18 protein-coding genes and 1 pseudogene are annotated in these 18,549 nt (G+C 43.8%); 3 read left to right on the forward strand and 16 right to left on the reverse strand.

All coding sequences use genetic code 11. From position 1 onward, the window contains the following. Window positions 1-2 precede the first annotated feature (2 nt). The 3 genes from comX to degQ all read right to left on the reverse strand — a co-directional run bounded on the left by comX (window position 3) and on the right by degQ (window position 1,365). Window positions 3-167: a competence pheromone ComX gene (gene comX, locus M1D65_RS15655; protein ID WP_015384519.1), complete on the reverse strand. Its 165-nt coding sequence runs from the start codon at window positions 165-167 to the stop codon at window positions 3-5. A 12-nt stretch (window positions 168-179) separates the two neighbouring features. After that, on the reverse strand, window positions 180-1,040 hold the full coding sequence (locus M1D65_RS15660) for a polyprenyl synthetase family protein (protein ID WP_064671628.1): 861 nt from the start codon (window positions 1,038-1,040) through the stop codon (window positions 180-182). 184 nt (window positions 1,041-1,224) lie between these two features. Continuing rightward, window positions 1,225-1,365 (reverse strand): degradation enzyme regulation protein DegQ, encoded by a 141-nt coding sequence (degQ, locus tag M1D65_RS15665; RefSeq protein WP_003220708.1) that lies wholly within the window; start codon window positions 1,363-1,365, stop codon window positions 1,225-1,227. A 221-nt stretch (window positions 1,366-1,586) separates the two neighbouring features. Between degQ and M1D65_RS15670 the strand changes: the two are divergent. Both M1D65_RS15670 and M1D65_RS15675 read left to right on the forward strand, forming a co-directional pair. Continuing rightward, window positions 1,587-1,649 (forward strand): annotated as a pseudogene (locus tag M1D65_RS15670) (hypothetical protein); the annotation flags it as partial. A gap of 178 nt (window positions 1,650-1,827) precedes the next feature. After that, window positions 1,828-2,196 carry a hypothetical protein gene (locus M1D65_RS15675; protein WP_017695529.1) on the forward strand — a complete coding sequence of 123 codons (369 nt, stop codon included), beginning with the start codon at window positions 1,828-1,830 and terminating at the stop codon, window positions 2,194-2,196. On the opposite strand, the gene pdeH is transcribed toward M1D65_RS15675, so the two are convergent. The 7 genes from pdeH to M1D65_RS15710 form a co-directional block, all read right to left on the reverse strand. Then, window positions 2,172-3,401, reverse strand: a complete 1,230-nt coding sequence (pdeH, locus tag M1D65_RS15680; RefSeq protein ID WP_003243525.1) for a cyclic di-GMP phosphodiesterase — start codon at window positions 3,399-3,401, stop codon at window positions 2,172-2,174. The two genes, M1D65_RS15675 and pdeH, sit on opposite strands and share 25 nt — an antisense overlap. 136 nt (window positions 3,402-3,537) lie before the next feature. Further along, complete coding sequence (locus M1D65_RS15685; protein WP_003228788.1) at window positions 3,538-5,010, reverse strand: nicotinate phosphoribosyltransferase; 1,473 nt, start codon at window positions 5,008-5,010, stop codon at window positions 3,538-3,540. Window positions 5,011-5,025: 15 nt separating this feature from the next. Continuing rightward, entirely contained in the window at window positions 5,026-5,577 is a 552-nt protein-coding gene (locus M1D65_RS15690; protein ID WP_014477836.1) for a cysteine hydrolase family protein, read from the reverse strand. Window positions 5,578-5,673: 96 nt separating this feature from the next. Then, window positions 5,674-6,072, reverse strand: a complete 399-nt coding sequence (locus M1D65_RS15695; protein ID WP_014480710.1) for a YueI family protein — start codon at window positions 6,070-6,072, stop codon at window positions 5,674-5,676. A gap of 71 nt (window positions 6,073-6,143) precedes the next feature. Beyond that, window positions 6,144-6,392, reverse strand: coding sequence for a YueH family protein (locus tag M1D65_RS15700; RefSeq protein ID WP_003228783.1), 249 nt, complete (start codon window positions 6,390-6,392; stop codon window positions 6,144-6,146). A 72-nt stretch (window positions 6,393-6,464) separates the two neighbouring features. After that, window positions 6,465-6,686, reverse strand: a complete 222-nt coding sequence (locus M1D65_RS15705) for a spore germination protein (RefSeq protein WP_015384524.1) — start codon at window positions 6,684-6,686, stop codon at window positions 6,465-6,467. A 59-nt stretch (window positions 6,687-6,745) separates the two neighbouring features. Next, window positions 6,746-7,855 (reverse strand): AI-2E family transporter, encoded by a 1,110-nt coding sequence (locus tag M1D65_RS15710; protein ID WP_014480712.1) that lies wholly within the window; start codon window positions 7,853-7,855, stop codon window positions 6,746-6,748. A 114-nt stretch (window positions 7,856-7,969) separates the two neighbouring features. Here M1D65_RS15710 and M1D65_RS15715 point away from each other — a divergent pair, with 114 nt between their 5' ends. Beyond that, complete coding sequence (locus M1D65_RS15715; RefSeq protein ID WP_015714629.1) at window positions 7,970-8,359, forward strand: DUF2283 domain-containing protein; 390 nt, start codon at window positions 7,970-7,972, stop codon at window positions 8,357-8,359. 40 nt (window positions 8,360-8,399) lie between these two features. Here the strand turns inward: M1D65_RS15715 and M1D65_RS15720 are convergent, their stop codons facing one another. The 6 genes from M1D65_RS15720 to essC all read right to left on the reverse strand — a co-directional run bounded on the left by M1D65_RS15720 (window position 8,400) and on the right by essC (window position 18,504). After that, window positions 8,400-8,636 carry a YuzF family protein gene (locus M1D65_RS15720; protein WP_003220677.1) on the reverse strand — a complete coding sequence of 79 codons (237 nt, stop codon included), beginning with the start codon at window positions 8,634-8,636 and terminating at the stop codon, window positions 8,400-8,402. A gap of 177 nt (window positions 8,637-8,813) precedes the next feature. Beyond that, a complete protein-coding gene (locus tag M1D65_RS15725) occupies window positions 8,814-9,344 on the reverse strand; it encodes an HD domain-containing protein (RefSeq protein WP_021480502.1) in 531 nt (176 codons plus the stop codon). Between the two features lie 197 nt (window positions 9,345-9,541). Continuing rightward, entirely contained in the window at window positions 9,542-10,273 is a 732-nt protein-coding gene (locus tag M1D65_RS15730; protein ID WP_128473220.1) for a (S)-benzoin forming benzil reductase, read from the reverse strand. A gap of 62 nt (window positions 10,274-10,335) precedes the next feature. Further along, the gene (gene essA, locus M1D65_RS15735; RefSeq protein WP_080332201.1) at window positions 10,336-10,791 is read right to left on the reverse strand and encodes a type VII secretion protein EssA; all 456 of its coding nucleotides are present in this window, start codon (window positions 10,789-10,791) and stop codon (window positions 10,336-10,338) included. Between the two features lie 31 nt (window positions 10,792-10,822). Then, window positions 10,823-14,020, reverse strand: coding sequence for a type VII secretion protein EsaA (gene esaA, locus M1D65_RS15740; RefSeq protein WP_456270617.1), 3,198 nt, complete (start codon window positions 14,018-14,020; stop codon window positions 10,823-10,825). Continuing rightward, window positions 14,017-18,504 (reverse strand): type VII secretion protein EssC, encoded by a 4,488-nt coding sequence (essC, locus tag M1D65_RS15745; protein WP_456270618.1) that lies wholly within the window; start codon window positions 18,502-18,504, stop codon window positions 14,017-14,019. The genes esaA and essC overlap by 4 nt, the downstream gene beginning before the upstream one ends. Window positions 18,505-18,549 lie beyond the last annotated feature (45 nt).

Genomic DNA, 18,549 nt, shown 5'->3' on the forward strand with positions numbered 1-18,549 from the left:
CCTCACGAAGGAACCCAATTACCATTAGTATAAATTTGCAGCCCTCTAAAGGCATCAACTATACTTTTCAATTGATCCTTATCTATATTTAATAAAGAGGCTCTGCCTTCCATGACCTCATCTAAAACTTCTGGATTTTTTACTAAGTATCCGACTATTTCCTGCATATAAATCCTCCTTTATTTTATGATTCCTGTTAGTAATTTTTTTATTTTATTCTCTTGCAATTCTAATCTAGCAATTTCTTTCTTTAGTTTTTGTAATGACAAGTGTTTCATTACAAGTAAATATTGCACGACGCCTGCCTCAGTTAATTTTTCTTTTATATGTTTGGGATTCAATGATAAGAACAACTCAGCATTTTCATACCAACTCAAGATTTCTGCAGAAGCTGCATTAAAACGTTTATTTAAGTATAAGTATGCCAATGTGTTTTTCTTCTGAATAAAATCGTTATTTAAATAATATAAACCTCGGTAATCATTTTCGATTTGTGCAATAATCCCAAGTTCATAAGAATATGAAGCTACAATGGGATGGTATTTGCCTGTTGCCAGCATTACTCCCATTACACAGGGCAATGCCGTTAGCGCTCCTGATTTATTTTTGATCATTTCAAGACAGGCTTCTTCCGTTTGCGGCGCATTCACAATATCATCATGCTGGCCTTGAATTGATTGTAACGCAAAATTCAATATCTCTTGTGAAAATTCTGGTTCATGACTAGCTTGACACATCACTTGTATACTTAGGGTGTAAAGAGCTGTAACTGCATTTAAAGCGATTGACGAGTCAATCTTCATCCAGACAGCACTTCCATTATCTTGATCCTCTAAGTCATCATAAATATCGAATGAGAGTATAAGCAATTCAATTCCGGCAGCTAGCAATTCGATTGCTTTTTGGTCCTGACCGTTAAAAGCTAAATAATGATGAAGAGCCAAATCGGCAAACTCAAACGTATCCTTAGACTCAATAAAATTCTGAAGATATCGTTCCAAGTCCTGATTCATTATTTTTTGGCTTACAATCTCCTTCATTTTCTCCTTGATCCGGACAGAATCTAAACATATCTGCTCAATAACGACTTCCCCCCTCCCATTCCATTTTACTAAATGGGACATTTAAAGGACAGCAGGTTTTTCGTTTTTTAACAATCATATAATACTTTATCCATTTATTGTATCGGTAGAACGAAAAAAAAGACTTGTTTCCAAGTCTTTTTCACGAAATTTTCATTGCATAATTGTATTTATCGAGTTGATCAATGCTTTTATTAATGTTTCGTAATGAATCTGTCGTTTCTTTAATATCAAGTTCGAGTCGGAATAACAATTGTTTTACTTCTTCAAGTTTCTTTTCCATCGTTTCCACACTCCTTTTTTTGAAAGATCAATGAATTGTGTATGGTGAACGAGTCCTAGGTATTTGATCTGTTACTAATAGTGTATCTGCTTTCGGCTTATTTTTCACCGAAAAGTATGCAAAAAAGTCCTGCGTGACACCGCAAATATCAATAGGTCCTTATACTCAAAGGAATCACAACAAGAACGGGACTATCTTTCTATGCGAAAGAGCGTTTATATGTGCTCAAATTGAGAAAGATTCTTAATTCCCTTGATTTTAACGTGTTTCGCATTTTTACTAAGTAAGACTATAGTCCTTCATACCGTATTTTCAAAATTGAATATGCGATTCTTGGCGTTTCCTGACCGACAAACACCGAAAAAGACCGCAACGCTAAAGTTGTGGCCTTTTCGCTTTGTCATATTCGGCAATTAGGGATCTATACATATAGAAACATCCTTTTTTTTGTGAGGTGCTCCCATGAGATATCGTTATCCCTGGTTTTACGTGTATCCGTATGAGGTACGCCGTCCGCCCGCTCCTGCCAACAATATTGATACCTTTATCCGTTCAGCGAAGCAGGCCGCAGGGATATTTGCGGATGCCCAGCTCGTTCTCGGCCGCATTGCGGGCTCGCGGGAGCTCTCGCGCCGCATTCTGACCGCAGCCGAGCAGTCCGATAAACAAACCATTAAGCGCCTGATCAAACAAATGGGCGTCCGGCATGAAGTAGATACGGTCTTTAATCCCGACGGCATCTATATCAGCCTTATCGGAACGCAAAGCCGAATGATTCTTGCTTTGCGGTGGTCAGAGGACCGCAATCATTTTGCGTCCATAAGATTATGACACCATTCCAGAGCCTCTAAATAACATTCATACGCTTCTTCTTTGTCGAGTTGATTGCCTAATTCCGAGCAAGTGTCCCAGTTGTTGCTTTCAATTAATTTCACAAGCTCAAGCATTTGGTAGTAGTCGTTTTGATGGCCTAATAATGCTTGCCCGACTTCATCTTTTAAAGGCAATTCTTGAACAATTTCCTCTATTTCTCTATGCAGGAGGGTGTCTATGAGAGAAAACATTCCGATCAGCATATAAGAAGCAGGCTGCGGCCGGGATGTCTTTCTCGCCAGCAGTTCGCAAAGCTTTGCTCTTATCAAAGAAATCTTAATGATTTCGTGCTTGCTGGAATGGCCTTTCCTGCTTAAATCCTTAAAGGAAAGGATATATATCCACCGTTTGATTTCATTAAATCCCAGCAACATAATGGCCTGTTGAATGCTTTCAATTTTCTGGCTCAAACGGCTGTGGGATGAGTTTAAAAATTTTAAAATCTGATAGGACAGTGATAAATCCCGCTCTATGTACTCTGTCACACGCTTTATGTTAGGCTGCTCTTTGCTCAGTTCGTTAAGCAGTTCATAGTAAGAATAGAAATGAGTCGATAGGTCATGCCCGCTGATGATGCGCGGCTCGCTGAAAAAGTAGCCTTGGAATAATTGAAAGCCGTCTTGGACCGCCTGTTTATATTCTTTTCGGGTCTCTACTTTTTCCGCTAAAAAAATCAGGCCGCGGCAGCCGTAGGTTTGCAAAATTGTTCTGCGTTCCATTCGTGTTGTTTTGAGAAAATCAATTTTCAATATATCAATATAGCTCATGAGTTTTTCCAGTAAGTCCTCATCTTGCGGGTTTATTGCATAAAAATCATCAAGCGCCAGCATATACCCCATTTTTTTCAATTCTTTGCATCTAGAAATGAGGGCCGGCGTGATCGGTATATCTTCAAGGATTTCAATGACAAGCTGTTTCGGATTGAAGGAGGTGGGAAGATTTGAAAACATCAGGCTTTCCGTAAAATTAACAAAACAGCGTTTCCCTTCCGTCAGCTTCTCAATTCCGATGTTTAAAAAGCTGTTGATCACCAAATCTGTTGTTGCCTGATCGCCGTCTTTAGCGCTATACACGTTCTCTTCGCTTTCTCTATACAGCAGTTCATAAGCAACAACCTGTTCTTTTCTATTAAAAATAGGCTGTCTTGCAACAAACACCCTCATTGATTTATCCCCCTTACAATACGCGCGGCTTTCACCCCTAAGTATATCAAATAATTTGACGAAAATTGTCTAAACATGAAAAATAATATATACATAAAGAAAACTGGCCCTTCGCGAATGAAAGGCCAGTTTTTCTTTATTCTTCCTCAAGCTCTTCTTCAATTCTGCTTTTCACTTCGTGGATCCGCTGCATTTTATTGCTCCAGCAGTCCTCGCTTAAATCAACCGGGTATTCCTCCGGCTTGCTGATTCTCTTATATTCCTCCCAAAGAAGGCTGAGGTTATCCTGCACATACTGCTGTATGTCTGAAATCTCAGGGTTTTGGTAGCAAAGAATACCCTTCTCAAAAATCAGCTCATGAAGATCCTTCGCATAAAAATTCGTGACAAATTTGCTGATGAATGTATGAACCGGGTGGAACATTCTGAGCCGCTTCTGATCATTCACCTGCTCATCATAAAGCGCAATATAGTCGCCTTCAGAATGATGGTTGGACTGATTAATAATGCGGTAGACTTTCTTTCTGCCCGGTGTCGTCACTTTTTCAGGATTGGACGAAATTTTGATCGTGTCAACCATTTTCCCGTCCTCTTCAATGGCAACGAGTTTATAAACTGCGCCGAGAGCCGGCTGGTCATAGGCAGTGATCAGCTTCGTACCGACACCCCAGACATCAATGCGCGCTCCCTGAGCCTTTAAATTCATAATGGTGTGCTCATCCAAATCGCTTGAAGCAATCACCTTCGCATCTGTAAATCCTGCTTCATCAAGCATTTTCCGGGCTTTTTTTGACAGGTACGCCAAATCGCCGCTGTCCAGACGGATGCCAATGAAATTAATGCGGTCGCCGAATTCCTTGGCAACCCTAATCGCGTTCGGCATGCCTGAACGAAGCGTGTCATACGTGTCAACTAAGAAAACGCAATCCTTATGTGTTTCCGCGTATTTTTTGAAAGCTGTATATTCATCGCGGTAAGCCTGCACAAGCGCATGCGCATGTGTGCCGGAAACCGGGATATTAAAGCGCTTTCCGGCTCTTACATTGCTTGTCGCGCTAAAGCCGCCGATTAAGGCTGCTCTCGCTCCCCACATGGCCGCATCCATTTCGTGTGCCCGTCTTGTTCCGAATTCAAGCGCAACTTCATCACCAATGACGCCTTTAATCCGGGCAGCCTTTGTTGCGATTAATGTTTGATAGTTCACAATGTTGAGCAAAGCTGTTTCAATCAGCTGCGCTTCTACCAGGGGTGCCTCCACCCTCATAATCGGCTCATTGTTAAAAACGAGCTCTCCTTCTTTCATGGAGTAAAGTGAACCTGTAAAAGATAAGCCGCGCAAATATTCAATAAAATCTTCATGATACCCGAGTTCATCCTGTAAATAACTCAAATCGCTATCCGTAAACTTGAAATTTTCCAAGTATTCAATGGCTTTTTCCAAGCCCGCAAATACGGCATAGCCATTTTCAAACGGAAGCCTTCTGAAAAACAGCTCAAAAATCGCTTTCTTTTCATGAATGCCGTCTCTCCAGTACGTTTCCGCCATATTGATCTGATAAAGGTCTGTATGTAATGACAGGCTGTCATCTTTAAATCCGTACTCTAACACTGTTTTTCCCCTTCCTTACTCTGCCACTTGCGCTCCGATGCTGTTTGCAAAATGGGAAAGAGCCCATGCGTGCCCCTCCTGATTAAAGCTGGCAACAGCTTGTTTATGCACAACAATCCGAAAACCTTTGTTATATGCGTCAACAGCTGTATGCAACACACAAATATCTGTGCAGACACCGGCAAGGTGCAGTTCGCCAATCTGCCGCTCTCTGAGTTTGAGCTCTAAATCAGTTCCCGCAAAAGCAGAATATCTCGTTTTTTCCATGTAGTAAACATTAGGTTCATGTTCATGTTTCTGATATAGAGGCAAAAGCTTTCCGTACAGATCTTTTCCTTCCGTGCCTTTTATATTATGCGGAGGAAAAAGACGGGTTTCAGGGTGATATTGATCCCCTTCATCATGAGAATCTACTGCTAATACGACGTAATCACCGTTTGTGATGAATTCTTCAGTTAAATTGACGATCGCCTCTTCAATCATTCTGCCGGGCTCCCCGCAGGTCAATTTTCCGTCACTCGCCACAAAATCATTCGTATAATCAATACAAATAAGTGCTTTTTTCATAGCCGGCCTCCCCGCCATCAGTATGAGAACATTATATCTTATCTCCAGTTGTAAGTGAATTGCCATGAACAAAAAGACAAACGGTCCGTTTGTCTCTTAAGATTTCAGCACTGACCGATTATAAATGTCGTCCTGAATATATATCAATTCACGATTCACAGCGATGTCAGCCGCAATAACGAGACCTAAAGGCGTATGAAACTGAAGATCAGATACAATCTTGAAGGGCACTCCGTACCGGTTCGCCATTTGGATATAAGGAGAGTAAGACTGATACTGAAGCTCTCCATTAACCAAAAGGGTGACGTTATGGCTGTTTTTCAGCTCGTGCTCCGCCTCTTTATACGGTTTACTTCTAAGCACCTGTCCTTTCGTCAGTGCCAAAACGACTCTTTCTCTTAAAGAGCCTAAAAACAAATGGCGCTCGTCAGGCTTTGTCTCCAAAGGCCCATACATTCCTTGCTGCAAATACAGATCCATTTTATCTTCACTCAAAAGCCTGTCCTCCCGTCTTGTTTGTCTTCATTATCACCTGATCAGGCAGGAGCTAAACTTTCAAGCGCCGCTTACATTTCTGTTACCCAATGAATGATTTTTTTGGCCAGCTCACCAGCAGGGGTTTCCTCTGTATGCCGGCGCAACGACGCTTCCAGCCGTTCAGGCAGAGTTGCTTTATCTTCTTCATAGGAAATGATCGTGCTCCACTCCAGCTGCGGTACCGCTACAAGCGTGCGCAGTTCTTTTCTGTTTTCATGCAGATACACGTCCGTGATCATTCCGGTTTGCGTATTGATATTTGCTTTTCTGATTTTCATAACATGACCTCTCTATTCAAAGACTACCCATATTATACAATAAAAAAGCAACAGCCTCTTGTGAAAAGGCTGTTACCCGTTAAACGAAACTGTTTCATCAGTGATATCGGCATCTTTGAAAAGAGTTTTACTCGTTTGGTTGTTAATCTTCACAAAATCACCAAGCTGAAAAGCGCCTGACCCCGCCCCTGAATGAGCGACGCTTTTGGGCGAAATCGCAAATACGTCTCCAAAGCTTGCCGCGGCATTACCCGTAACTGACATGATATAAATCGGCCCCACAATTGCAGGCATTTCCCCACCTCCGCATTGATTTACAGCATCATATGCAAAGAGCCGCTAATGGTGCCCGCCTATTCAGCTGGCTTTGCGTTTTCCTCGAGTCGTGACCGCTGGCGCAGCTTGATCAAGCGGACAATATTCAGGAAGAACGCCTTCACTACCGCATAAACCGGCACCGCTAAAATCATGCCGAGAATTCCGCCGAAGCTTCCCGCTCCGATTAATAGCAAAATAATCGTAAGCGGATGGGTATTCAGCCGCTTTCCGATCACAAGAGGAGACAGCAGGTTTCCGTCCAGCTGCTGAACGATGACGACCACAATAATCGCAAACAGCGCTTTGGCCGGCGAGTCCATAAAACCGACAATGACAGCCGGCGCGGCACCGAGAAAAGGCCCGACATAGGGAATGATATTGGTAATCGCCATGACAATCCCAAGAATCAGGGCATACGGCAGTCCGGCAATTAAATAGCCGATAAAACACGCTGTTCCGACAAAAAGACAGATTAACAGCTGCCCCTGGAAATATGCCGCAAGCGTATCGGATAAATCTTTAAAAATCTTTAAGCCTTCTGTCCGATAAGAAGCCGGTAGAATTTTTACTGCCAAATGCGGAAAGCGGTGTCCGTCTTTCAGCATGTAAAAAAGGATAAATGGAACAGTAATAATAACAAGCGTGATGTTTGTCACGACGCCAAACACCGCAGATAAACTGGACGTGATATTTTGCGGCAGGTTTTGGAGAAAACTTGTCAATGACTGTTCAATTTTTGATATCGATACATAATCCTGGTTCATCATCCAGGTAAACCATTGAGAATGGGACAAATCCTTTGTCAGCGCCTGAATCTGTTTTATATAATCAGGAAGGTTGTTAAACAGCCCTGTCACCTGTGAGGTGATGATAGGTCCGACTGACGCTGAAATAAATGCAAGCAAACCGATAAACAGTAAATAGATCAATAGAATGGATAATGTCCGCGGAATTTTTTTCTCAAGCAGGCGGACCACCGGATTAAATATGAAATACAAAATTCCCGCAATTAGCATCGGGAAAAACAATGTTGAGATAAAAACAATAAACGGCTGAAATACAAATGAAACTTTTGTTGCTACAAAAATAATCAGCAAAACAAATAAAATCTGCAATGTCCAAAAATGGACTTTTGATTTCAACAAGCTTTGTTCCTCCTAGTTTTTCTTTGTCTGTCAGATAAAAGAACTTATACCCCATCATTGTAACAAAAATGAACTCATATCAGAACTCTTAATATAATGAAAGGAGTGTTGGTGATGAAGGCCGTGACATACGATACAAATTCAGAACTGGCTTATATCTATGTTCTTCCTCCGAAAAAGAACAGGAATGTACGGACTGAGGAGCTCAGAGTCAATGATTGTCTCCTGCTGGATATCAGCCAAGACGGCAAAATCGCCGGATTCGAATGTTTTGGTGAGGCAGCACACCTCTGTGCCCCATTTGCCGGGAAATCCCGGCTATATGTAAAAGATTCAGACGGTTATCATTTTCGGGTCTGCCAGCATGCTTCAGTCCGTTCCTGCTATACGGTGTACGGTGTCACTTTCTGTTTTTCAGATGGTGACTATCAGGAATTTGCCGGCTTTGACCTTGATGGAACAATGTATCATAGTGCGTTTTTACAGCGCTTAACTGAAAAATAGGACGTCCCGGTGTACGCCTATTTTTCATGCGCAAGCACTGTTAGACCCGCTCACTGTAATCTGGGGTGACGGAAATCATGTGCTGGATTCTGATCAAACAAACAGAATTTCGGGCTCCTTCAATTGTGATATGGTCAGGTTTTACATCGATCAGTCTGCCTCTGACCGTATCTCGTACTGTCTGTATAACGAACCTTGAGCCGATGAGCTTTTTAATGGTCTGATAGACATAAGGATCGACTAAAGAGACCAGTTGCGGACTACCTTGGTTGACCATACTTTTATCCCCTTTGTGTGTTTTATCTCAGCTTATGCCGCGCTTATGGATAATGACACAGGCTTACCTGATAAAACAAAGGGGTGCGGAGATTTTAGGAGAATACGTTTGGAAGCGGGTGTAAAGGAAGTATCGATGAAGCGGAGACAGCGAAGAAAGCTGGGCGCTGTTCCGTACTTATACAGGCTTTATCACGGATGTCTGGGCTTGATCGATTAATTGGTCCAGCTTTTCTATTTTTTTTCGTGCGGTTGAAGGATCAATTTGGCGGTAATGATGGTGGCCGCCCGGCTCTTCATCCAGTTCGTCCGCTTTTTTGACAATCTGCTGCAGCGTGTTTTTATCTAATTCGCCTTCAGGCAAATAGGAATCTGTATGAAGCAAAATGGCTAGTGCAATCTCTTTTGCCGCTTTCGGTTCCTCGCCAAGCCGAATCAGAAGCTTATGCGCGCGTTCCGCCCCTTTAATGGCATGAATGTCATTTCTTTTGTATTTCTCATAATCCCACTTTCCGTCTGTATACCATTCATAATGGCCGATGTCATGAAGCAGTGCCGCTTTTGCTGCTAAATCAGGATTAATGTCAGCCTTCACAGACAGCCTGTATGCATGATAAGCGCAGGCAATCGCATGTGCCACGCCGGAACGCTGAAGATATTTTTGTGCAATTGGATGGGTGAAAACATCCATTAATGTAACCTTTCTCATGGAAACCCCTCCTTTAGATATTTTTAGAATCCTAACATAATTTGAAGAGAAACTCAATTCTTATGTCACATCATTTTGATCTTCTTATCATCATTGTTATACCCTAAAAGCAGCGTTTCAGTCAGTATATGCGGCTGTTCAATAAAATGCGCTGGCTGCAGCCTTTTGTATAAAAAAAAGAGCAGAAAATATCTGCTCTACAAAAACTCTTTAATATCATAAATGCGGCCGTTTTCCGTCCCTTTTTCTAGTAAAGAAAGCAGCGTGCCGGCAATAAAGTCCGGACTGCGAAGGCTTCCTGTTTCATTTAATTTCCGGAATCGTTCAATGTGGTGGAAATCCTTTTTCGATGAAGAACGGATGACGGCCTGCATCTCAGTGTCCATCACTCCAGGTGAGAACGAAATCATGTTCACCGGCAGCTCTTCATCCTCCTGTTCAAATCCGAATGTCCTCGTAAACATGTCGAGCCCGGCTTTTGAACTGCAATACGCGCTCCATCCCTTATATGGATTTTTGGCGGCTCCTGAAGTAATGTTGACAACCGTCTTTTTGCCGCTGTATGAAGCAAACCGTTTTGTAAACAGCTGACTCAAAAGCACGGGCGCAGTCAGGTTCAGCTGATAATGGCGCTGAAGCTCGTCAAGAGACGCTTCGCCGACACGTTTGATCGGCGTTACCATTCCGGCGTTATTAATAAGGGTAATACCAGAATAACGATCTGGATCGATGGATGAGAGCAATGTTTCAAATTGCTGTTCAGCTTCTTCGAGATTGATGAGGTCTATTTGATGCTGCGTTAGTTTTTCATGAGAGACATCCGTTTTCGTTCTGGATAAGGCATGGACTTCATGCCCCTTTTCTAAAGCCTGTAATGCAATGGCTTGACCCAGCCCTTTTGACGCTCCGGTGATGATATAAAGTTCCATTGGAAACCTCCTTTTCCGTTATTATTGTACGGCACCTCTTTTACACAACACAAGCACGCGGCCTACGCCTTCTTGTTTTCCTGCGCTGTGACTTTTGGGATGAGGAACACGATGCCTGCAATTCCGAGCAGGATCAGTAAGACATAGATCATCGGCAGCAGCAATGATGATGTTTCTTGTTCATCTTCTGTTTCCGTTGATGATGTCTTTGTTATTGGTTTTTCTGCAAATGTAATTCCAAGCTGTTTCGACTGGGCCGCAATCGTGTTGGAATCCTCGGCATTTGTTGATGTAAACAAATCTTTTATCAGCTCGGCATCCTTGTCCTTCGGTTTATCAAAAGTGATATCCTTCTGTTCCTCAGGCAGTTCTGTTTTTTCTTCATAGTAGGTATCTTCATGCAAATAATTCGTATCGATTTCAATGTCTTTTTTCTCATACTGGTTTGGCGCGACATCTGTATTTTCTTCAGTTTGGGCAGCAGCTGCAGAGGGTATGAAAAGGGAAAAGGAGAGCATACAAATCATGATCCCCTTTTCCATGCTGCGATTACGCTTCATACGTTTCATCGCTTTCTACTGTGTGTTCAGCCATCAGCCGGATAATCAGCGGCAGAGCCGCGGCAATCACCGTAATGATCAGCAGAACTGTTATTCCCATTGTAAACAAGTGCCCAGTACCGTACTGGATGTCGATATATACTTTCGAAACCGGATCTTCAAATGTAAAGTTCGGCATGATCAAATCAATAAGCGGTGCGACATAGAATAGAATCATTGCCGCTGAAGCAACCCAGCCAGGGATTGATCCGAATCTGAATGCCGTCCGGATGAAGGCAGAGCTTGCGACCAGCAATAGAATCGTAAACACCGACCACTTAATCGTCTGATCGTCCGGCAGTGAATAAATATTCAAACCGAACAAGCTGATCATAAGTCCGACAAGGATATTCAGAATTCCGAATAACGCTCCTTTGACGAGAAGCGGTGCGTTTTGGTAATACGAGCTGAAATAGCCGATTAACAGACTGCTGATCAACACAATGACAAGGATGACAACCGGAGGTACCGTCTGAATTTTTTCTTCCGGAACCTCTCCGCTGATTTTAAGCGGATTCGCTAAGTAATCATATACATAGCCATTGTTTTGCCCGTCTACTAATGTGTTTCCGAGTATGCCGTATACGTCATTTCGCACGAGTTTAGTGGAGGCTACATTTTTCCCCCAGTTGTTGTTTAAGGTGTCGGCTTTCGCTTGAACATCATTGACGCTTTGCTGCATGTTGGTTGTGTAATCAATGATGCCTGACTGGCGATCAGACAATGAACCCATCATGTCTGACATTTGCAGCACTTCCTGGCCGACCGTATCTTGGACACTCAGTGCCATGGTGCCAGACAGCCCATCGTTGCTGAACGTCGCAGATTCCTGTGTTGCGCCCGTTACAAGCTGTTCTGACGCTTTTGCGGCACTTTCAGAGATTTTCGTCAGTTCGTCGAGAACACCTGCTTGAGAGTCACGAATAAAGCCGCTGTAGTCATCCGCAAATTTGGTCATTCCGTCGATGAAGCTGTTAATGTCTTCATCAGTTTGCATCGTGTTGTTTTTGAGAGCTTCCCAGCTGGCTGATTCTTCAGGTGAGAGAGCCAGGACTGATTTGACGTTGCCCTGCTGGCCGTTAATGGCGCCGGCTTTTGCAGCACTGTCAATCGTACCGGATAATACAGAGTCATAAACAGACAAATATTTATAGTATCTCATTAAAGCGGAGATGCTTTCTGTATTGATTTCTCCTGAGAATTGAAGCTGATCTTTATTTTCAAGCTCGCGAATCGCACTGTAAATCCCTTCAAACTCCCGCTTCCGTTTCGCTTCGAGATTTTCAAGTTTACCTTCGAGCTTTTTCACTTTGTCTTTCAGGTCATCAATTTCATCAGTGAGACCATTCATTTGCTCTGTTAGTTCCTCTAACTTCTTTTTCAACTCTTCATTATGAGCAGTTTCTTTTTCTTTGAGCTCTTCTTCAATTTGCTTGATTCGCTCAGACGCTTTGCTGAGCTGTTCTTTTGCTTTGGCGATATCAGAAATGTCGTCGTTTCCTGGTTGATCTTGGTCACCAGGCTCCATCGTATCTCCCGTATCTCCGGTTCCGCCTTCATTTGCTAGCTTGATAAATTGAAGGGCTGAGTCAGATGAAGCAGTCTGTTCGGCAGATGTGCCCGTTTCGGTTTGTCCGCTGTCGGACGCACCATCAGAGGCATCGCCGTTCTGCACCTGACCGTCAGTTCCCTTCTGCTGGTCTTGATCCTGAGTACTGCCGTCCGTTTGTCCGTCATTACCGGTATCACTGCTGTTATCATTGTTTCCGGTGTCTCCCTTTGTATCATCGGGATTTGTGTTACTTCCGTCATCGGGATTGTTCGGGTTGTCAGTCGATGGATTGTCTGTTCCCGGGTCCTCTTTTTCAGGCTCCTTCAGATTGTCTGAAATATCCTGAACATCAGCAGCTATATTTTTCAGTTCTTCACGCTGTTTTTCAAGATCAATTTTGAGTTCTTCAGGATCTTCTTCTTTAGGGTCTTTATCTTTATCATTGTTGTCAGAACCATCGTCTATGACTGGGTCGTCCCCTTTCGCAACTGTCAATGCCTGACGTGCCGGGACAAGCAATTCATACACCTGATTTAGTGCAGCCTGTCTTGATGCGGCCTGATATTGTTCGATTAAATCACTTTGGATTTTTGCCATGCCAAGTTCCTGCTGGGACACTTGCCCTTCCCTAATTTGCTGGGCGTTTGCCAGCACATTGCTGGTTTGTCCGAGCTGTGACTTCGCTTGGCCAATCCCAGTTGCCAATCCGCTCATGCGTTCGCTGAACTGATTCGCCTTTTGCTGTGCCTGGATGGCATCCAGACCTGTCCGGATTTGCTGCTGTGTTGAATCTTGGGCTGCCAAAAGCAGCTTTTTCTGATTTTCTTGATATTCTTTGTATCTTTCAACTGTATCAATGAATTCTTTCAGCGTATTTTTGGCTTCTTCCGCTGTAGAAGCTTTTTCTTTTGTCGTGCCTTGCGCTTCATTCATTGATTTCTTCAGCTCATCGATTAAGTCTTTTTGCTGTTTGATTTCACCTGCTAAATCATTAGAGCTTGGTTTGTAAAAGTTGTACATGACATTCTGGAATTCAGATTCTTTATTGACGATCTTGTCAAATTCTCCTCTGATGTTGTCCACTTTTTGTGAAACAAAATTCCAGTATAAGGCCGACATTTTTTTGTTCATTGTCTTTTGGGCATCCTCAAGCTCACGCTGAACTTTTTCTTTGTTAACCGCATTAAGGTTATCTTGAATGCTGAATTCGAGCGTTGCTTTTTGAGGATGGTCTTTGTCATAGCTCAAAATGTTTTTTGAGAAGTCTGAGGGAATGTAGACAATCGCATCGTATTTCTTTGAAGCGAGACCGGTCTCGGCCGCGCTTCGGTTTACGACCGTCCACGAATAATCAGGACGTTCACCCAGAACGGCCGCTACTTCCTTGCCGAACTGGGCGGATTTGTCCTCTTCATCAGACTTTACCTCATCACTCAATACGCCTGTGTCTTCATTCACCACCGCGATTTGCCGGGTGGAATTGACTGCTTTTTTCGTTGGGTCGTCTCCGATAAATCGGAAAAACAACACCGGCAGCAGCAAAATGATGATGACGGCGGAAATTAACTTGATCAAGCTTTTTCGTTGTTCTGTCATCTAGCACTCTCCCTTTCAGCAGAACATAAAGGAATTTGAACTTTTTGCTCCTTCCCGTTTTCCACAACATATCCGAAGCCCGGCTGAATCTCAGGCTCCTGTCTTTGGTACGGGAGAGGAATGACATTTTGCTCAGATTTTTTCATCAGCAGAATCGCGTGGCGGATTTGCTTCATCTCAGTCGTCAAGGAGTCATAGCCTTTTGAGAATTCGCTGTGATTTCCGCCCGGGATAAAGCTGAACCCAAGATGAGCGTATGATTTCATGAAGTTAGCGAGACGGTCTTGTATTCTCGTATCAATCGTCTGCTGGAATCTCGTTATCCCGTCAATCATCAGCACCACTTGTGAGAATCGCAGATTTTGCGTGTCTCCTTGGCGGACGGCTTCTACATACATGGCCTCTCTTGTTTTGAAAATGTCTTCTGCTGTTTCAATCCACTGCTCAATATCTTCTTTCGTTTCCAAATATGAAACATCTGATTCCTTCGCGTAATGAGATAAGCCGCGGTCAATCGAGTCAAACAGGCCGATCATTTCAGTTTCATCATCAATCAGATGTTCGAGCATTACTTTTAAGACGTTTGTTTTCCCGCGCTGAGTCTGGCCTAAAATCAGGCAGTGCTTATGCTTGCCTAAATCAAAATAGACTGGGCTGACTGTTTCTTCATGAAGCCCGATCGGTACAGATAAAGGCTTGCGTTCCAGCTTGAAGCGGATAGACAATTCTCTCGTAGACAAGCTCTCAGGCAGCATCGGAATCGGTGCCGGCTGCTCCATTGAAGCAAATCGCCCTTGAAGTTTCTGTACGTCTGATTTCAGCTCGTTGAACATGCCGATATCATCATCGGCGTCAACAGGCAGGAACATTTGCGCGAAATAAAGCTCTTCCTTTTGAATGATGACGCGTCCCGGAATCGGCTCAAGATTGAATTTCGGACGGCCGTAAATGGAATATCCTTCTGATTGATCCATGAGATAATGGACAACCTTTGTTTTCAAGTTATTTAACAATGACTGGCGGACAGCATTCACCCGCGTTGCTGTCAGCATAAAGTAGATACCCAAGCTTTGTCCGTCTCTGGAAAGCTGGACAAATTCCGATTCAAGCTCATGCATCTCATCCTTGACAATGTCAAAGTTGTCAATGGTGATGAAAATGAACGGGAGCTCTTCTTCGCTCAGTGCATTGTACATTTTGATGTGGCTGATTTCTTTTTCCCGGAACAAACGTTTACGGCGGTCAATTTCTTCTTTGATGCGAATCATGAACTTTTCAATTTTTCTTGACTGGTCCATCAGGAAGTAATCCGCGGTATGCGGGAGCTTCGCTAATGGCAGCAGCGTTCCGTTTCCGAAATCAAAGATATAGACATGAAGCTCTTCAGGTGTATATACGTCCGCAAAGCTCATCAGGAACGTTGCGGCTGTAATCGATTTTCCGTAGCCCGAAGAGCCGAAGATGCCGATATTTCCATCTTCCATCATCTTATAAGCAATTGGCGCCTGTCTTTGCAGATCAGGTTCATCGACATACGCAAAGTGGAAATGGTCTTTTTCGTTTGAAGGGAAAAGAGTGCGCGGAATACGTTCCGCAAGCGGCGGCAGCCAAGGGCTTGGCAGCTTCTCGATTCCCATTTCATCTTGGATGCGTTCAATTTCGTCAACTACAGCTTCGATTTCGGTTTGAACGTCTTTTTTCGCGTTATCTTCGGTATCAACCTCAGAAAGCGGGATCAGACCCGTATCTGTGACAATCGCGATTTCATCCTCGGTACCGTAGACTTCCTCTAAGTAAGGCGCCCCGCTCCATGCAGATTGGAACAGCTCATACACTTCATTGTTTCCGACCTGCAAATAGCCGCGGCCTGTTACGGTAATGTTTGCGGCATCGCTGTTTTTCAAAATTTCTTTACTGTCGGTGGCATCCTGGACCTTGAGCGCTACTTTAAAGCGCGAGTTACTCCAGATCTGGTCGTCGATGATGCCGCCTGGCTTCTGTGTCGCCAAAATCAAATGAACGCCGAGGCTTCGTCCGATACGCGCGGCACTGACAAGCTCCCTGATAAAATCAGGCTCCTCGCTTTTCAGCTCGGCAAACTCATCAGAAATTAAGAACAAGTGAGGCATCGCCACTTCTGCTTTCCCTTGCTTGTATAGCTTTGTATAGTCATTGATGTGATTGACTTGATACTGGTCAAACAGGCGCTGCCTTTTTTTCAGCTCGCTTTTAATGGAAGCAAGCGCACGCATACTGAAGTTTTTGCTTCCTTCAATATTTGTGATCGTGCCGAGGAGGTGGGGAATGTTGCGGAACGGCTGCGCCATTCCTCCGCCTTTATAGTCAATTAGTAAGAAAGCCGCTTCATGCGGATGAAAATGCACTGCAAGTGACAAGATGTAGGTCTGGAGAAATTCACTTTTCCCTGATCCCGTTGTCCCCGCAAGCAAGCCGTGCGGACCGTGTGCTTTTTCGTGAAGGTTCAGATACACAATGTCATCTTTCCCTTTATAGCCGATCGGCACTGACAGCGACTTCGACGATTCACTTGTCAGCCATCTTTGCTGAATGCCGATTTCTTTTACTTCCTTCGCATGAAAAAGCTCCAGGAACGATACCGTTTCCGGAATGGAATTCGTAATGCCGACCTGGTGGTTCAGCGTCCGCAGCGTGCGTGAGAACCGTTCGTTGTCCTCACGCTGATGATGATCGAGACGGAACGGAATTCTTACCGCTTTTTTCTTTTGTATTAAAATGTCGCCTTCATGCTCATTAATGTAGCGGACAAGAGTTGTAATGTTTTCCGACAAGCTTTCCTTTGTTTCCGCCGCGACAATTGTCGAGATGCCCAGATGCTCATGCTGTCCTTCTAAATATTCGAGAATGACATGCTCAGAGATCAGCTGCTGATTCGTGATGACAAATACAAAATGCGGTTTGAACTGCAGTTTTTCTTTGTCATCTTCGAGATCACGCTCTCTGATCAATTCGTAAAGTGAAGACAAGAGCTGATCTCGGGTTTGCTCATTATAAATAAATCCTTTTGCATAAATATGGGGCATTTGAAATTGCGGAAGCCACTTCATCCACTCCCAGTCTTTATACTCTTCTTCATGAAAAATAAATACAAAACGCAAATCGTGATAGCTGTTAAAGAACGACAGCTGTCCGATCAACTGGTGAATCTCATTTTTCACAATTTGCGATTTACCGACAAGCCCCATCGGACCTTCTGCCAAATCGACCGTCACCGGCGCATTGCGGATATCTTTATAGACGCGCTGCATGTGCTGCGATTTCTCCATGAGGTCATCGATATCACGATTCGCCAAGTCTCCGCCGCTCATATTGATTTCATAACTTGACGGAACTGTTCCCGTCCCAAGCCGCAGCTGGAGATAATCCTTGCTTTCAAGTGATTTTTCCCAGATCCGATCACTGATTTCACTTGTTAAGTATTTCATTTGTTCAAATGAAGGAAAGTGAAATTCAAGAACCTGCTTTTGCTTTTCAGCAAGTGCCTGAAGCTCTTTCCGCTTATTGTCTAAGTAAAGCTTATATACACGCTCCCGTTTTTCCTCGCGTTTTTTCCGCTGGTTTTTATCCCGGAAATATTGCACTGTCGAGGTAATGAGAGTCATCATAAACATGGCCAAAGAAACGAGTATAAATATGCCGCGCGGCTGGATGATGGCAACTACGCCCATCACGATCAGCATCACAAGCGGAGGCAGGATGACGAGCCACAGCCCTCTGTTGGTTTGATCGCTCTCCTGAGAGGGAAAACTGAAAGAAACGCGGTCATCCGGCAGATCGTATACCATCCGCGGCGTTCTTCTGTACTGCGGATATTTTTTCTGCATCTCTGTACTCGGTTTGACCGTTTCTGTTAACGCTGTTTCAAACTGGGCATAATGAACAATTTCTAAAAGGTCTTGTTCCGTCACCCTCATTTGCGTGAAGTTCCAGAATATTTCATCCCCCGGCTTGAGCGGCGTATTGGCGTTGATTTTCTCTCCGTTCAAGAAGATCGTTCCGCTTTCAGGGCGGACCGACCAGCTGCCGCCTGCACGAAGCAAAGAAAACGTGCTTTGTTCTGCAAATGCAAAATCTTGCGGATTCAGATAAATATCTGCATTCGTTTTTTCTGAGGAACATACAATTTCATCCCGATTTCCCGTAAAATAAACGGATTTCTCAGGTTCACTGCCCGTCAATATCAAGCGTATATCCTGCTGATCCGTTTGGAGAGTAAATGATATATCCGTCTCAATCGTGCCGAGACAATCATTTCCCAGGAAAACTTCGTATTGGCCGCCGGATTCCTTTCTTTGAAGAGAAATGACTCCGCTATTAAATGGAATGGAGCTGATCGTAACAGAATCCTTCACATCAGGCCCTATGGTCACCGGATGAGACGACGGGAGGTTAGACAGATTTAATTTTTGAACGTTATTTTGGTAAAAAACCCATAATAGACTCAAATGGCGAACCCCCTTACGGCCGAATGGCAGCATGCGATGACCTGC

This window comes from Bacillus sp. JZ39 (genome assembly GCF_053903145.1).

Bases quoted from the DNA above. Each gene is read 5' to 3' on its own strand.
- comX (WP_015384519.1), bottom strand. From the start codon at position 167: ATGCAGGAAATAGTCGGATACTTAGTAAAAAATCCAGAAGTTTTAGAT.
- M1D65_RS15660 (WP_064671628.1), bottom strand. From the start codon at position 1,040: ATGAAGGAGATTGTAAGCCAAAAAATAATGAATCAGGACTTGGAACGA.
- degQ (WP_003220708.1), bottom strand. From the start codon at position 1,365: ATGGAAAAGAAACTTGAAGAAGTAAAACAATTGTTATTCCGACTCGAA.
- M1D65_RS15675 (WP_017695529.1), top strand. From the start codon at position 1,828: ATGAGATATCGTTATCCCTGGTTTTACGTGTATCCGTATGAGGTACGC.
- pdeH (WP_003243525.1), bottom strand. From the start codon at position 3,401: ATGAGGGTGTTTGTTGCAAGACAGCCTATTTTTAATAGAAAAGAACAG.
- M1D65_RS15690 (WP_014477836.1), bottom strand. From the start codon at position 5,577: ATGAAAAAAGCACTTATTTGTATTGATTATACGAATGATTTTGTGGCG.
- M1D65_RS15700 (WP_003228783.1), bottom strand. From the start codon at position 6,392: ATGAAAATCAGAAAAGCAAATATCAATACGCAAACCGGAATGATCACG.
- M1D65_RS15705 (WP_015384524.1), bottom strand. From the start codon at position 6,686: ATGCCTGCAATTGTGGGGCCGATTTATATCATGTCAGTTACGGGTAAT.
- M1D65_RS15715 (WP_015714629.1), top strand. From the start codon at position 7,970: ATGAAGGCCGTGACATACGATACAAATTCAGAACTGGCTTATATCTAT.
- M1D65_RS15720 (WP_003220677.1), bottom strand. From the start codon at position 8,636: ATGGTCAACCAAGGTAGTCCGCAACTGGTCTCTTTAGTCGATCCTTAT.
- M1D65_RS15725 (WP_021480502.1), bottom strand. From the start codon at position 9,344: ATGAGAAAGGTTACATTAATGGATGTTTTCACCCATCCAATTGCACAA.
- M1D65_RS15730 (WP_128473220.1), bottom strand. From the start codon at position 10,273: ATGGAACTTTATATCATCACCGGAGCGTCAAAAGGGCTGGGTCAAGCC.
- essA (WP_080332201.1), bottom strand. From the start codon at position 10,791: ATGCTCTCCTTTTCCCTTTTCATACCCTCTGCAGCTGCTGCCCAAACT.
- esaA (WP_456270617.1), bottom strand. From the start codon at position 14,020: ATGACAGAACAACGAAAAAGCTTGATCAAGTTAATTTCCGCCGTCATC.